At 46.5% G+C, this 13736-nt stretch carries 17 protein-coding genes; 3 read left to right on the forward strand and 14 right to left on the reverse strand.

Going from position 1 to position 13736, the window contains the following annotated elements:
- A complete protein-coding gene (locus AC5SV9_RS09125; protein ID WP_475148291.1) occupies positions 1 to 1092 on the forward strand; it encodes a PepSY-associated TM helix domain-containing protein in 1092 nt (363 codons plus the stop codon).
- On the opposite strand, the gene AC5SV9_RS09130 is transcribed toward AC5SV9_RS09125, so the two are convergent.
- The 3 genes from AC5SV9_RS09130 to AC5SV9_RS09140 form a co-directional block, all read right to left on the reverse strand.
- A complete protein-coding gene (locus AC5SV9_RS09130; protein ID WP_475148292.1) occupies positions 1089 to 1673 on the reverse strand; it encodes a uracil-DNA glycosylase family protein in 585 nt (194 codons plus the stop codon). The genes AC5SV9_RS09125 and AC5SV9_RS09130 overlap by 4 nt on opposite strands.
- Positions 1651 to 1992 carry a gamma-glutamylcyclotransferase family protein gene (locus tag AC5SV9_RS09135; protein ID WP_475148293.1) on the reverse strand — a complete coding sequence of 114 codons (342 nt, stop codon included), beginning with the start codon at positions 1990 to 1992 and terminating at the stop codon, positions 1651 to 1653. The genes AC5SV9_RS09130 and AC5SV9_RS09135 overlap by 23 nt, the downstream gene beginning before the upstream one ends.
- A gap of 103 nt (positions 1993 to 2095) precedes the next feature.
- On the reverse strand, positions 2096 to 2986 hold the full coding sequence (locus AC5SV9_RS09140) for a LysR family transcriptional regulator (RefSeq protein ID WP_475148295.1): 891 nt from the start codon (positions 2984 to 2986) through the stop codon (positions 2096 to 2098).
- A 115-nt stretch (positions 2987 to 3101) separates the two neighbouring features.
- On the opposite strand from AC5SV9_RS09140, the gene AC5SV9_RS09145 reads away from it, so the two are divergent.
- On the forward strand, positions 3102 to 3974 hold the full coding sequence (locus tag AC5SV9_RS09145; protein ID WP_475148298.1) for an SDR family oxidoreductase: 873 nt from the start codon (positions 3102 to 3104) through the stop codon (positions 3972 to 3974).
- Between the two features lie 75 nt (positions 3975 to 4049).
- Here the strand turns inward: AC5SV9_RS09145 and AC5SV9_RS09150 are convergent, their stop codons facing one another.
- From AC5SV9_RS09150 to AC5SV9_RS09200, 11 genes are all read right to left on the reverse strand, one after another.
- Positions 4050 to 5432 (reverse strand): NAD-dependent succinate-semialdehyde dehydrogenase, encoded by a 1383-nt coding sequence (locus tag AC5SV9_RS09150; RefSeq protein ID WP_475148300.1) that lies wholly within the window; start codon positions 5430 to 5432, stop codon positions 4050 to 4052.
- Between the two features lie 234 nt (positions 5433 to 5666).
- Positions 5667 to 5870, reverse strand: a complete 204-nt coding sequence (locus AC5SV9_RS09155; protein ID WP_475148302.1) for a hypothetical protein — start codon at positions 5868 to 5870, stop codon at positions 5667 to 5669.
- Positions 5871 to 5906: 36 nt separating this feature from the next.
- Positions 5907 to 6272 (reverse strand): cupin domain-containing protein, encoded by a 366-nt coding sequence (locus AC5SV9_RS09160; RefSeq protein ID WP_475148304.1) that lies wholly within the window; start codon positions 6270 to 6272, stop codon positions 5907 to 5909.
- 104 nt (positions 6273 to 6376) lie between these two features.
- A complete protein-coding gene (locus AC5SV9_RS09165; protein WP_475148306.1) occupies positions 6377 to 6757 on the reverse strand; it encodes a hypothetical protein in 381 nt (126 codons plus the stop codon).
- A gap of 115 nt (positions 6758 to 6872) precedes the next feature.
- Positions 6873 to 7499 (reverse strand): hypothetical protein, encoded by a 627-nt coding sequence (locus AC5SV9_RS09170; RefSeq protein WP_475148307.1) that lies wholly within the window; start codon positions 7497 to 7499, stop codon positions 6873 to 6875.
- A 111-nt stretch (positions 7500 to 7610) separates the two neighbouring features.
- Positions 7611 to 7895 carry a hypothetical protein gene (locus tag AC5SV9_RS09175; protein ID WP_475148309.1) on the reverse strand — a complete coding sequence of 95 codons (285 nt, stop codon included), beginning with the start codon at positions 7893 to 7895 and terminating at the stop codon, positions 7611 to 7613.
- 822 nt (positions 7896 to 8717) lie between these two features.
- Complete coding sequence (locus AC5SV9_RS09180) at positions 8718 to 9074, reverse strand: hypothetical protein (protein ID WP_475148310.1); 357 nt, start codon at positions 9072 to 9074, stop codon at positions 8718 to 8720.
- Between the two features lie 399 nt (positions 9075 to 9473).
- Positions 9474 to 9818, reverse strand: a complete 345-nt coding sequence (locus tag AC5SV9_RS09185) for a hypothetical protein (RefSeq protein WP_475148311.1) — start codon at positions 9816 to 9818, stop codon at positions 9474 to 9476.
- A gap of 1015 nt (positions 9819 to 10833) precedes the next feature.
- Positions 10834 to 11358, reverse strand: a complete 525-nt coding sequence (locus tag AC5SV9_RS09190) for an SseB family protein (RefSeq protein ID WP_475148314.1) — start codon at positions 11356 to 11358, stop codon at positions 10834 to 10836.
- Between the two features lie 95 nt (positions 11359 to 11453).
- On the reverse strand, positions 11454 to 11849 hold the full coding sequence (locus AC5SV9_RS09195; protein ID WP_475153364.1) for a hypothetical protein: 396 nt from the start codon (positions 11847 to 11849) through the stop codon (positions 11454 to 11456).
- A gap of 99 nt (positions 11850 to 11948) precedes the next feature.
- Positions 11949 to 12458 (reverse strand): hypothetical protein, encoded by a 510-nt coding sequence (locus AC5SV9_RS09200; RefSeq protein ID WP_475153155.1) that lies wholly within the window; start codon positions 12456 to 12458, stop codon positions 11949 to 11951.
- 312 nt (positions 12459 to 12770) lie between these two features.
- Between AC5SV9_RS09200 and AC5SV9_RS09205 the strand changes: the two genes are divergently transcribed.
- Positions 12771 to 13727 (forward strand): integron integrase, encoded by a 957-nt coding sequence (locus tag AC5SV9_RS09205; protein WP_475153156.1) that lies wholly within the window; start codon positions 12771 to 12773, stop codon positions 13725 to 13727.
- Positions 13728 to 13736 lie beyond the last annotated feature (9 nt).

Genomic DNA, 13736 nt, shown 5'->3' on the forward strand with positions numbered 1-13736 from the left:
ATGCCAACTGCACGCACGCTGCACCGCTATCTGGGCTGGCTGATTGGCATCTGGTTGCTGCTGATCAGCCTAAGCGGTGCTGTGCTACTGTTTAAAAACGATTTGCTGCGCTGGCAGTACCCGCAGCTGCAAAACCTGCCGTTGCCGTCAGACATCAGCCAATGGGGACTTTTGCTCAATCAGTTGCAGCAAAATCCCGATTTTCGTTATGTAAAGTATCCGGATCAGGATGCGCACTGGCTGGAAGCCGTCACCCACAGCAATCAACGCCACTACTACAATGCCAGCCACACCTTAATGCTGACACGCGCGCCGCGTGGCGACTGGATAGACTGGCTGTATGATTTTCACCTGCATTTGCTGGGTGGCAAAACCGGCCATACAGTGCTGGGCGTCATCGGCCTGATTTGCCTGGTGCTGCTGGTTGCCGGCATAGTGCAGTGGTGGCCTAAGCGTTTTAACCGCCGGTTACTGGCCTTACCCAAGCCGGCACTGAATGCCCGCACGCTGCGCCAGTGGCACAGCCTGTTGGCGTTAAGTTTTGCCCCTTTACTGCTACTGACAACGGTAACAGGCAGCCTGATGGTATTTAATGCAGAATTTCGCAGTGTGCTGAGTGTATTTTCGGCCACGGCAGCGCCAGCAGCACCATTAAAAACCGCCGGTTATCAACCGCTGCCAGACACTGACTGGACAGCCGCGCTAACACAGGCGCAAGCACAATGGCCAGATGCCCAGCTAAGATTAAGCAGCCTGCGTACCGCTGCCGAGCAACCTATTAGTTTTCGCGCCCGTATGGCAGGCGAATGGCATCAAAATGGCCGCAGCGTGGTACAGATAGATGCGCTTAGCAATAAGACTATTTATGCCACGCCCGCCAGCGCTTTTGGTGCTACTGGCGCTATCGCCAACAGCCTGTATCCGTTGCACACTGCCGCAATCGGCGGCAAAATATACTTCTGGGCGCTGGCAATAAGCGGCCTGCTACCGCTACTACTGCTGCTAACCGGCCTGATGTACACCTGGGTTACCCGCCCCGGCAACCGAGCTTCAGCCGCCGCCTCGTCACTTAAACCAGAAAGCAACGGCTAATCAGCGCCAGCCAACACTTGCTGCACCCGCTGTTGCAGTAAGGGCAGAAGTTGCTGGGCAAACCAGGGGTTATGTGTTAACCAGATATTGTTGCGTGGGCTGGGATGCGGCAGCGGGATAATATCCGGCCAGTACTGCTGCCAGGCCGCAACAGTGTCCGTCAGCGAACCTGTCGCATCCGGCAGATGCCAGGCCTTGGCATACTGCCCAATCACCAGTGTTAACTTTAAATGCTTAAGCCCGTGCAGTAGTGTTGGCCGCCAGCTTGGCGCGCACTCTGGCCGTGGTGGCAGGTCACCACTTTTACCACGGCCGGGAAAACAAAAGCCCATCGGCAGTATTGCTATCAGTTTAGGGTTATAAAATTGTTCTGTAGTTAACCCCAGCCATTGCCGCAAGCGATCGCCACTGGCGTCAGCAAAAGGCTTTGCTGCATCATGTGCCTTTTGGCCCGGTGCCTGACCAGCAATTAAAATCCGTGCAGCTGGGTGCCACTGTAAAATTGGCCTTGGAAGCTGCGGCAAATGTGCTGCACATAAGCTGCAGTCACGTACCGTATCAGCGAGGTTGTGCGGCGGCATAAATCCAGCACTCGGTACCTGATTTCAGGCGGGCACTGACCCGCTGATAGGCATCGACTTCGTAATCATCAGCCTGATTAAGCTCTGCATCGGTCAGCTCAAACACCGTGCCAGCCACTTCATCGGCAAGGTTACCGGTATAACGCAGAATAGGATGAAACGCCTTACCGCTTTCATGTAGTACGCGCTCATCGGTAATTTCCACTTCACCCACCACATAACCCTGCAGCGTATCTTTACTGCCGCTTAGCTCACGGCCAAAGTTAGCCAGCTGCACGTTTTTTTGCTGCAAAGTGCCATAAGAAAACAGTTTTGGCATAACCTCTCCGCTCTGCATTACCTGATAAGGTTGATTCTGCGGCAAAGCTGGCAGTAAATGCAATCAGGTGTTGCTGGTTGCTCGGCAGTTTCCGGCATGCCTATCACTGGATATAGGCCGCAAGTTCCTCTGGCTCGCCGGTCGGAAAAGCGGCTTTTAAATGTTCAAGAAAAGCTGAAACCCGGGCATTGAGTAAACGACGGGATGGATAAAGTGCCCATAACTCGATTGCTGCCGCGTCGGCATCACCCCAGCAGACCAGTTTTCCAGATTGAATATCCTTAGCAACTAACGAGACCGGCAACAAGCCGGCACCGACGCCAGCGCGCACAGCGTCGCGCACCATTATCATTGACGAAAGTACAAGCACAGGGGTCACCGCAATACCGGACGTTACGTTCTCAGACATTACCTGCCAGACAGTGGTCGGTTTTTCAGACCCGCGCAGCACTACAGGTACGGGCGTATCGCCGGAAGGCCGCTGCAGATCAGGGTGGGCCACCACCACCAGGCGGTCATGTAAAATCGGCCGGCCGTACAGGTTCTCATCCGGCGCAGGGTTAACTCTGATCACCAGATCATAGCCCTGGTCGACCATATCGACCGGCTGATCGTCGGATATCACTTCCAGTTGTACATCCGGATATTTAAGAGCGAACTCTGCCGCCAGTCTGCCCATTGCCAGCTGGCAGAACAACAAAGGCGCGCTGATACGTAAGCGGCCCCGAGGCCGGGCGACGCCGGACGAAATAGCCAGCACGGTTTCATCCAATTCCGTCAACAGTGTAGCGGTGCGCTGATAAAGTGCCTCTCCCTCTTCGGTCAATACCAGCCTGCGCGCACCGCGTTCGAACAGCCGCAGCTGCAGGCTGTTCTCCAGTTCAGCGATCCGCCGGGACAGCGTTGCCTTAGGCCGCCCACTCTGCCGGGCGGCACGGCCAAAGCCACCATGCTTGGCAACCAGGTTGAAATCTGCAATAGCGGCTAAGTCCATAAAGTGTTCCATATGCAAGACAGTAAGTCCAACTTTAGCACCTATCGGCGAGAATATGAAACACCTAGAATGTGAATCGTCAGCAGACAATAACCTAACTGAATCGGAGTGAACTATGACTATTCTTGTAACTGGCGCAACCGGCCGGGTTGGCCAACACCTTGTAGCACAACTGGTTAAACGCAATGCAAACGTGCGGGTTCTGACACGGACCCCGGCAAAAGTTAACTTTGATGACGCGGTAGAAGTAGCGCAAGGCGATCTGCTGGATATTGATTCGCTGCGGCAGGCATTCAAAGGTGTGCGCAGCTTATTTTTGCTAAACGCGGTAACCGGCGACGAATTTACCCAGGCGCTTATCACGCTGAATATTGCGCGCGAAGCGGGTGTCGAACGGGTAGTTTATCTGTCGGTATTTGATGCCGATCAGGCGGTTAATGTGCCGCACTTTGCCGTCAAATATGGTGCAGAACGTATGCTGGAGCAGATGGGTTTTAGCGCCACTATCCTGCGCCCGGCTTACTTTATTGATAACGAGCTGATGATTAAAGACGTGATCGTAAACCACCACATTTACCCGATGCCGGTTGGCAGCAAAGGTATTGCAATGGTGGACGTGCGGGATATCGCTGAAGTCGCCGCTATTGAGTTACTGCGTCGCGATAACGCGCCGGATAAATTGCCGGTTGAAACCATTAATTTAGTCGGGCCCGACAACCTGACGGGTGAAGAAATTGCGGCAATCTGGTCAGACACACTGGGCCATACCGTTAACTATGGTGGCGATGATCCCAGTGGTTTTGAACAGAATATGGCGTCATTTATGCCCAAATGGACAGCTTACGAGATGCGCCTGATGGCTGAACGTTATGTCAGCCACGGCATGATAGCCAAAACCGGTGATGTGACGCGGCTAACCCAGATCCTGGGCCGCCCACTGCACAGCTATCGCGAATTTGCACGTACTGTGCGTGCACAAACACTCTGAGGACAAGGCACTTCGATCACGCCGCAGGATGTTGCATGTCAGTTAAGCAACACCCTGCCGTTGTGCTGGTGCCGTTCAGTCTTTATTCGCCACCATAATCAGCTTCACATTAACAAACTCGCGCAGGCCAAAGCCGCCATGTTCGCGGCCGTAGCCACTGTCTTTTACACCACCAAACGGCAGGTTAGGTTGTGCCAGCCCATAGCCATTTATGTTTACCATACCGGTATCAAAATGCTGTTTTGCCAGCGAAATAGCATGCTCAACATTGGCAGAAAAGATACCGCCACCTAAACCATAGCGTGAGTCATTGGCTATCTGCATGGCCTGGACATCGTCTTTCGCCCGGATCAGGGAGGCCACCGGGCCGAACAGTTCATCATCATAAGCAGGCATCTGCGGGCTGACATTTTCCAGAATCGACGGTGGATAGAAAAACCCTCTCTGTTCAGGAATTTCACAACCACATACCACAGTCGCGCCAGCCTCTATTGATTCTGTCACTTGCTGATGCAGTTTATCGCGTAAGTCGGCTCTTGCCAGCGGGCCGATATCAGTATCTTCTGCATTAGGGTCACCCATTTTTAAATGCGCCATCGCCGTGGCAAAAGCATGTTTAAAATCGGCGTAGTTTTTCTCTGTCACAATAAAGCGTTTTGCCGCCACACAGGTTTCACCGTTATTCACCATCCGGCCTTCAACACAGGTTTTCACCGCTAATTCAATATCGGCATCATCCAGGATCAGGTAGGCGTCGTTGCTACCCAGCTCCAGAACGGTTTTCTTCGCCAGTTTTGCAGCAGCACCGGCAACCGACTTACCAACTTCGTCGCTGCCGGTAAAGCTAACACCGCGTATCTTAGGATGGCTGATTAAACCGGTAGCGGTATCGCCGTCAATCAGTAGCGATTGATAGCAATGTGTCGGAAACCCTGCTTCAAGAAACATTGCGGCAATTTTTTCTGCCATGCCAAACACGTTGGACGCATGTTTTAACACTGTGGTATTGCCGGCTACCAGGTTAACAATGCTGTAGCGGATCACCTGATACAGCGGAAAATTCCACGGCTGTATGCCCAGAATCACGCCAATTGGTTGGTAGCTAATGATGGCACGGCCGTTTTCAGTGTCGCGCTGCTCGTCCGCTAAGACCTCTGCCGCCTGATTAGCGGTGTAACGACAAATTTCGGCGCAAAGCTGCACTTCCTGTAGCCCCTGCGTTTTAAGCTTGCCCATTTCATCAGTCATTAACTGCGCCAGCTGCTGTTGCTGGCTTTCCAGCACCTTTGCCAGGTTCAGCGCTAACTGTGCCCGCTCTTTAATACTGACAAGCTTCCAGCTCTGAAAGCATTTATCGGCATTATCCACCGCCTGCTGCGCGGCTTTTTCATCCAGTAAGCGATACTCTTTAATCGGATGTTCGGTGTAAGGGTTAATAGTAATAACAGTGTCAGCCATGGTGCTGCCCCTCCGTTTATGCAAATGAAGCTAAAAGGGTGCAAAGGCAGCGCCAAGTCTGACGCTATGGCAGATATAATTCTAACAAGATGATTATTCTGACTTTTAGTGCAACATCACTTTGCCTCTATCGGCATTTCAGCAACGCTGTATGAAAGATTTGCACTCAGCGGCCCCTGTTTTACAAAGCTGTTGGGATGGGTTGGCAGCTGACCTGGCGGCGATTGCCAGACGTTAACCGCCGTCTTTAATATCTTTAACCACTTCCCTGGTGGCGTGCCCTATTTCTTTGGCCGCATCACGCGAAGCGTGTCCCACTGCTTTGGTGACATCTCTGGTGGTATGGCCAACGGTGCGGCCAGCCTCTTTGATACTGGCGCAGGACGTTAACACTAAAACGAAAGCGACTACTGCCACTTTGGCGCTGGATAACTTCATGATTAACTACCGAGGGGAATAATTGTTAGCTTTAGATTACACCCAAACGTCATTTTCTGCCGTAAGTTCACCACCCGAGTCACCTGTATTAACAACACCCTTAGGCTCTACAAGCATAATTTTGCATTCACTGGCAGCAACAGGCTTGTGCTCTATCCCTTTGGGTATCACAAACATTTCACCAGAATTCAGGCTAACAACACCGTGCCGAAATTCAATATTTAGCGTGCCTTCAATAACAATAAACACCTCATCGGTATCCGGGTGGTCATGCCAAACAAATTCGCCCTCGACTTTTACCAGCTTAAATTGATAGTCGTTCATTTCTGCGATAACACGAGGGGACCAGTGCTCAGAAAATTTAGAAAACTTATCTTTAAAATTTATCGGGGTTAGCTTCATCGTTATTCCATATATTAAAGTACTGCCACTAACGCAAAGCTTCGGGGCGGCTGGAGCGCAGCGTAAGCCGTCCCAGCCACGATAGTGGCGACAACAGCGCCTTGTTAGTACTCAAGTTTATCCCATGCGATAACAATGTTTGGAACAACTTCCCGCACCCTATTACTGATATCTAGTACTATGTCATGGTTTATATCTGATGCTGCCAAAACATTAATACGTTGGATTTCACAATCGTTGTGAGCTTGTAATAAGTGCTTAGCAAACTCATCAGGGGATAACAGAACACTTTGAAAACGCACATTTTGTGCATCAACTATTTCAATTTTATGAGTCTCGCAACGAGTTAGACAACACATGCCCGGGCATTCTGTACTTGTAGATATCTCCAAGCCTAAATCATCTTTCTGGAAACTAAGGATTGCAAAGTACATAACTAGCGCTAGTAGAACTGACATAAAACCTAGCTGCATAGAGTTGTTCATCGGTCTTCGCCTTGATTACTAACACCTCAATAAGAGGCTTTTATTAGTTGGCTACAATGTGAAGCGAAGCGGAACTCAGCCAACTGATAAAAGTCCTGCTTGATTGGCTTGTTAGCTATTCTCTTACAAAGTTCTTACAGCTTACTCGGTATAGATTACCATTAGAAGTAAGCACTGAAGATGCATGACCTCTGTGATTAATCAATAATTCCCCAGATGATGTTAACCACGAAGTTTTTGGTGGAGCTACTAAACTATGAAGCTTTTCAGCAATATATTTTCCATTTTCGATTGTAACGAGATAAATAGAACCACGACTAAGTCCCATATGGCCTAGCCCTGCGGTAACAATGTAGCCGTAAGAAAACTTATAAATATCCTCGATATTATCGTCGATAATGTTTTGCTGTTCACCGCTGTTACTTTTAAAAACTAAACTTCCTCCCCATTCACCACGACCGCTGCCTAATAGCCACCCATTTTCCACAGGAAAAGCGACATGAGGAGTTTCATCAATTTCTTGAACATTTCGACCGTTTTCTCCATAACCAATAACATTAAACTTAAAAGTTAATTCAGCTAATTGGTCTTTGGCATTTCGCTGCAATAGTTTTGTAGGGCTTTGTTGGTCTGCGAAATCGGCATTAAAAACCTCACATTCTTGTTCTCTAATAGGAGAAGAATCTCCTGCAAAAAGATGAAATGAACACAATGAAAGTAATAATAATTTAATTCTAAACACTGAACCTCCCTGATAGCTAACGCCTAAATTTAGCGCGGAAAGCCGCGCAGCGGGTTGACGTCGCAGCCAGCGTTGTTTGCTGGCGATAAAATTTGATTGTTATGTACGTGCTTATTCATTGCCCATTTCCCAGAATGTATATCCTTTACCACCAACACGCTTCCACCATTTGGCTTGGGATATTTCTTCCATGTAAACCATTGGAGAATATTCAGATTTTTCGATTAAAGCACTTTGAAGCCATTTGTCATTTCGAATAAGTTGAACAGCTTTTTTTTCAGCGTCTTCTCTTGAGTCAGCCTTCACCCATCTCGTGGTGAAAAAGCCAAGATTTTTGATTTTACCTTCCCAGTTTAATTCAAAGTTTTCACCGCGAAGTAAAACCTGATATTTCATGGCGAACCTCTAAGTACATAACGCAAAGCACACGGGCGGAAAAACGCGTTAGCGTTTGACGTCCCAGCAGCCGCAGGCTGCGCGTGATGCGCCTTGTTATGTGTTTTTATAAGCTGCATAGTATTACCAACCACACAGCAATGTTTTTAGCCGACTAACAAAAGTAGCGGGCCTAATATTTTCAATATCTGAACTTTCAAAGTCATACTTACCGCAATCCTCTCCCGATGCAGGAACAAAAACCTTGGCTGAATGTACCGATAAGCTACGGATGACCTTACCACTTTTTAACCTGACATCTACCCGATAAAAGTCCCAATGTAGATTGCGGCCACATTTTTTCTGCAAGTGACTAGGGATAGATATAGAAATGTCAGGATTCACAGAACTTCCTTAAACACATAACGTTTGGTTAAGGGGCGGGCTTTAGCCCGTCCCAGTGAGCGAAGCGAGCGGTTTGAACCACTTGTTAGGCAACTTGCCGCTATTCGCAAAAAGTAAGTATTTTGGCAACGCAGGCCTCCACTAGAAAGGCCTCGACCTGCTCTTGAGCCGAAGGGGAAAGATTCGGGTACTCATCCGCTAAATATTCGATCACCTCGTCATGTTCCCAAGGGCCTAGCGAAGTTTTATAGCTCTCGTACTCGTCCTGAATTTCACGCCAAGACGTGTATGGATGTTTTGAGAGCAGCATATTGGTTTCGGTGTAAACGATGTGTAGCTGCACTGAGCCTTCCCTAGCTGCCTAACGCCTCAATAACCGGCGCAGCTTTGCTGCGTCCGGCGCCGTAGGCGCGAAGTTGATTGACTTGTTACGTGTTTTCATAGGCGATAGTCGATAAAGCCCTGCTCGGAGAATCTAGGTGAGTAAATTGGCTGCGACTCACCTCCATTGGGAATAACAGACCATCTATCATCACGGTCTAGTTTCAGATCCTCCCAAGAAATACAAAGCTCCTTTAACTTGGCCTCCCACATTATTTCTTCTTCAGCGTCATCTAGTCCAAGCTCATCCATTTCTAGATCGAAGGATGACATAGAAGATACTGCCACTAATTTTTCAAATAGTGAGTTGTCTTTGAACTTAACCTTTCCGGTAGCCCAAGGAGTCTCATAGCTAAAACTGAGAATTTCCCCTACGGTGATACCGTCTAATTTTAACTCAATTGGTGTTTTCATAGTGACACGTAACGCTGCAATAAAAGGCGAGCGTTAGCGAGTCCAGCCCACGTTTTTTGTGGGCGATTTTTCATTGCCTTGTTATGTGTTTTAAGCACGGACTAACCTCTATTAACCTTACCGGTGCCATTACAACGGTTACAGGGCACGAAACCCCACGATTCGGATTTTGCGATGTCTCCACAGTGACTACAATCAAAAGGCCTGCCTTTACCTTTGCATGCAGGACATTTGACTTGCCCTTTACCACTGCAAGAAGGGCAGTCTTTCACAGGTATATTTTTGTTATTCCCAACAATCATAGTTAAGAGATAATTCACCAATTAAACATAACGCCTTGCTTAACGGCGCGCGATTAGCGCGTCCGGTGGAGGCCACGTTTTTTGTGGCCGGAACGAATTACAGCAACTTGTTAACTGTTTTTAGTATGTAGTAACAGCAATCGTGGGAACCAGTAACTTTAATATTATTCATAGCCGCTTCATATAGCCACTCTACCGCCCCTTCTAGCGATACATTTTCCCACTGTCCACTTGACCCATGCATGCCCTGATACTTTTGTAGGGTTCCGCCATTTGTTTTTCGGATCTCTCTGGTGCAATCACCTACACTCATCTCTTTATATGGGATATGAGTAAAAGAAACTTCACATCCGACGATTAGTGATGAGAGAGCTTTTTCGATATCCTCCTTCTCTTTCCCTTCAGTGATTATCAAATCTTGGGAATCAATGAGTTTCTTCATTATGCGCTCGGTATTTCTCGTGAAGACAGTTAACGCATTGCTAATTGGCTGCCGCAGCGTAGCGTAGGCAGTCCAGTGGAGGCCACGCTGTTTGTGGCAGGAACGAAATTAAGCAACTTGTTAGAGCACATTAAATCCAGTCCCCAGTAACCGCCATGCCACCGATGAATAAAGTCCAAGTAAGCGCCCATAGGTTTAATATTTGCAATATATGAACCATCCGATTACCTCGGAACGTGAAAAACGAGTAAAACATTGCCACTAACGGAACCATACATAGTATTGCGAATGGAACCGCTAAATGTGGCCGATATTCAAGCGGCTTAAAATAGTGCAAACACATCGCTCCAAGGTAAATAAAAGCCCCTAATATGCCGTGAGAAGAGGTTAATAACCGAGCTGATAATTCATTTTTTCTTGAATCCGCCAAAAAATAGATAACGCTTATTGCGATCATTGTAATAGGCGCACCGTACCATTGAATTATGTTGCCAACCATCTGAAGTGCTCTAACGCTTGCAGCTGCGGTGAGCGCAGCGAATCCGCTGACTGCACTTGTTAGCTGCCCGAAACATTTTTTAAAAAGAAAGATACCGTACCAAAAATTAAGCCTAATAGGTATAACCCCATAAAAACTGAAAAATACCAAGTGAAAATTAACTTAACGTAATAGTAAGTTTTTATGACAAAACTAGCTTCTCGTTGAGGCTTGACTGGCAAACCACGGCATAAAACAAGAATGAACACCAAAGTAGCTGACCAAAACACTCCAAGCAAAATTAATATGTGGGTTAGCTCACTATACCCAATAGCGCTATTTTCTGAGGGCTGAGGCAGAAACCAATATGCAAGTAGCAGCGAAACAACAAAGCATGCAAATATCAACCACCGATATGGCTTTAGGATATTTGATATTTTAAACATTACTCTAGGAGTCATAGACCAGCTAACGCCTCAATAACCGGCGCAGCTTTGCTGCGTCCGGCGCCTGAAAGGCGCGTAGTTAATTGACTTGTTAGGGTAGCTGACTTGCATGATGTGATAGATATTCGAGCATGGGGCGCTCTAAAGGAAGCGCATTATGTGCAGGGTTAATTACAACGCCATCATATGTATTGCCCTGAAGTGCGAATGACCATACATCTTTGCTAGGTAATATCCATCCTGAGACTTTTTGATCTGTATATTGACTGAGAGCCTTCCAGTCTGTGAATAAAACCAAGTAATTTTTACCTGCGCTCTCCGCAGACAAAACTCCAAAGGTACTACCTTTTTCTATTGTTTGCTGATTGTCGTCATCGGACGATACCTTTAGACCATTAGAAAACATTGCAGCTAGGTAATTTGCCTGCAGAAGCTGTTTTAGAAGTTCATCTTTGGCTTCATCTGAACCTTCGCGAGCAACACGATCCATTGCAGAAACTAAAGCCGGATTTTCAACTGCCTGATTTACATCGATTCTTGATTCTTCCTGAGCCATCGCTTCGCTAACCCCAAATATGAGTAAGATGCCAATAGTATATTTAATTCTTCGGATCATAATTACCCTAACGCCGCCAACACAGGCCGAGCGAAGCGAGGTCCAGTGCAATGCGATTTTTGCATTGCACGATTGTGCTTGGCCTTGTTAGTGGTTTACGCAACCTGGACCTCTTTGAAATTCGGGTTTTCTTCTAGTAGCTTTTTGAAAAATACGAAGCAGCTGTCTGAAGTGGTCATTTTGTTCTTGCCGAAGAGCTTTTCTTTAAAACTTCGGTATTTATCTACTTGGAACACCCATTCTATTGGTTCTTGTGGATTATCGCCTTCTTCGAAGTAGGCACAAGCCCCGATCAGGTAATTGTTACCTTCGAACTCTAACTCACTATACCAACCCCAATCTTCGGCATCTGGCTCAGTAATCTCGATCTTTCCATCTAGCTCTGACCTAAGCCATTCGAGCAGGGATATTCCGTAGATCGGATTTATTGGGTTATCCCTCTCTTTAGAAACATCAAACATTGATGTCTTAAAATGTATGGCTTGGTTCATAGCTCTCCTTGACCACTAACGCCTGAATAAACGGTGAATAAAGTTAGGCTAAAATTGGCGAGGTACGAGCCGAGCCTAGCTTTATGAATCCGCTTTAATTTATTTGTTAGGTATCGCTTTAAATCCTGGGTAATCTTTTCTTAGTTCTTCGACTGCATTTAAGCATTTATTTTGTAAGGGTTCTGAAAACTGTGACACTACAAAGTCAATGGCAGACAGAAATACATCATAATAAATTGACTTAAACAAATCGAAAACCAACTGCATATTGTCGATGTTAGATTGAATGCCGCAAGCTAGCGTTACCTTTTTTTCATGCTCGCCAAAATAACCGCCTTCAAAGGTTTCTATAACATATTCGAAATATTGATGCTCTGGACTATCTATTCTTTCAAAAAAGTTACTAAAAGTCCCTATAACACTAAAGAGCATTAAAATACCCCCTATAATAAGATAATCATCCTTTTTCAATATCGAGTAAGGTAAGCCAATTGCTATGGTTAAGCAGCAAAGCCCTCCCCAATTTTCACCTTGAAAAAATAGTACCACCGAGTTTATGAAAAAATAGCAAAATACAAACAAGAGAAATAAAAATGAATAACGACTCATGAGATACCTAACATTTTATTCTTGAGCATGCTCGTTTTCTCAATTCTGATAGAGGAAACATAAATTGATAATTTATTGAAAAATAACTATAAATATTCAAGTTCTATTTTCACTTTCTGGAAAAACGAGCATGCGTTATATTTCGGTGGTCGTGCGTTATATTTCTGCGCACCACACTGGTAAGTACCTAATTTATCGTATGTAAACAGTATCAGCAATAAATTAGTATGCAATGTTAATAGTATATTTCACCTTGACTGTCTGAAATTTCAAATAATACTGTATATAAATACATAAAACTGAGTTTTCGTCATGTCTAAAAGTCCCTTTCTGGAGACGGTGCGTGAAAATATACGTTTGCGTGGTTACAGCCTGCGTACTGAACAAACTTACCTGCATTGGATCAGGCGTTTTATTTTATTTAACGGTAAAAAACACCCGCAGGATATGCATGCGGCCGAGGTTCGAGATTTTCTAAACTGGTTGGCCAATAAGCGCAATGTTGCGATTAACACGCAAAAAGTCGCCTTAAATGCACTGGTTTTTCTGTATAAACATATTGTTCAGCATGAACTTGGCGATTTAGGCTTTAACCATGCTGTCAAACAACGTTTCTTGCCGGTTGTATTAACACCCCAACAAGTGCTGTCGATTATTGAGCAATTAAACGGCCACCATAAACTGATTGTGTCTTTACTCTACGGCAGTGGTTTGCGTATTTCTGAATGTCTGCGCTTGCGGGTACAGGATATTAATCTGACAAATCTTTCACTTACCGTTAGAGACAGTAAAGGCCATAAAGATCGGCAAACGCTATTAAGTGCAAAGCTTACAGAGCCGTTACAACAACAAATTGCAGCTGCACTGCAGGTACAGCAACAAGATAATGCAAAGGGAATAGGCCCCTCTTTACCTTATGCGTTATCTCGTAAGTACCCTAACGCTTTTCGCCAACCAGGCTGGATGTTTGTTTTTCCGTCAACGTCACTTTGCCCTCACCCGCTGACCGGCGAATTGTGCCGCCATCACTTGCACGACAGCATTATTCGCAAAGCTTTAGCTCCCGCCGTGGCTATATGTCAGATCAGACAAAGGGTTGGATGCCATACTTTTCGCCACAGCTTTGCTACTCACTTGCTGCAAAATGGCTGCGATATCCGTACGGTACAAGAACTGCTTGGGCACAACGATGTTACCACTACGCAAATATACACCCATGTTATTGGCCAGCATTACGCTGGCACAATAAGCCCGTTAGATCGCAGCTGATAAAGCCTT

The organism is Rheinheimera sp. ATLC3, from assembly GCF_059429535.1.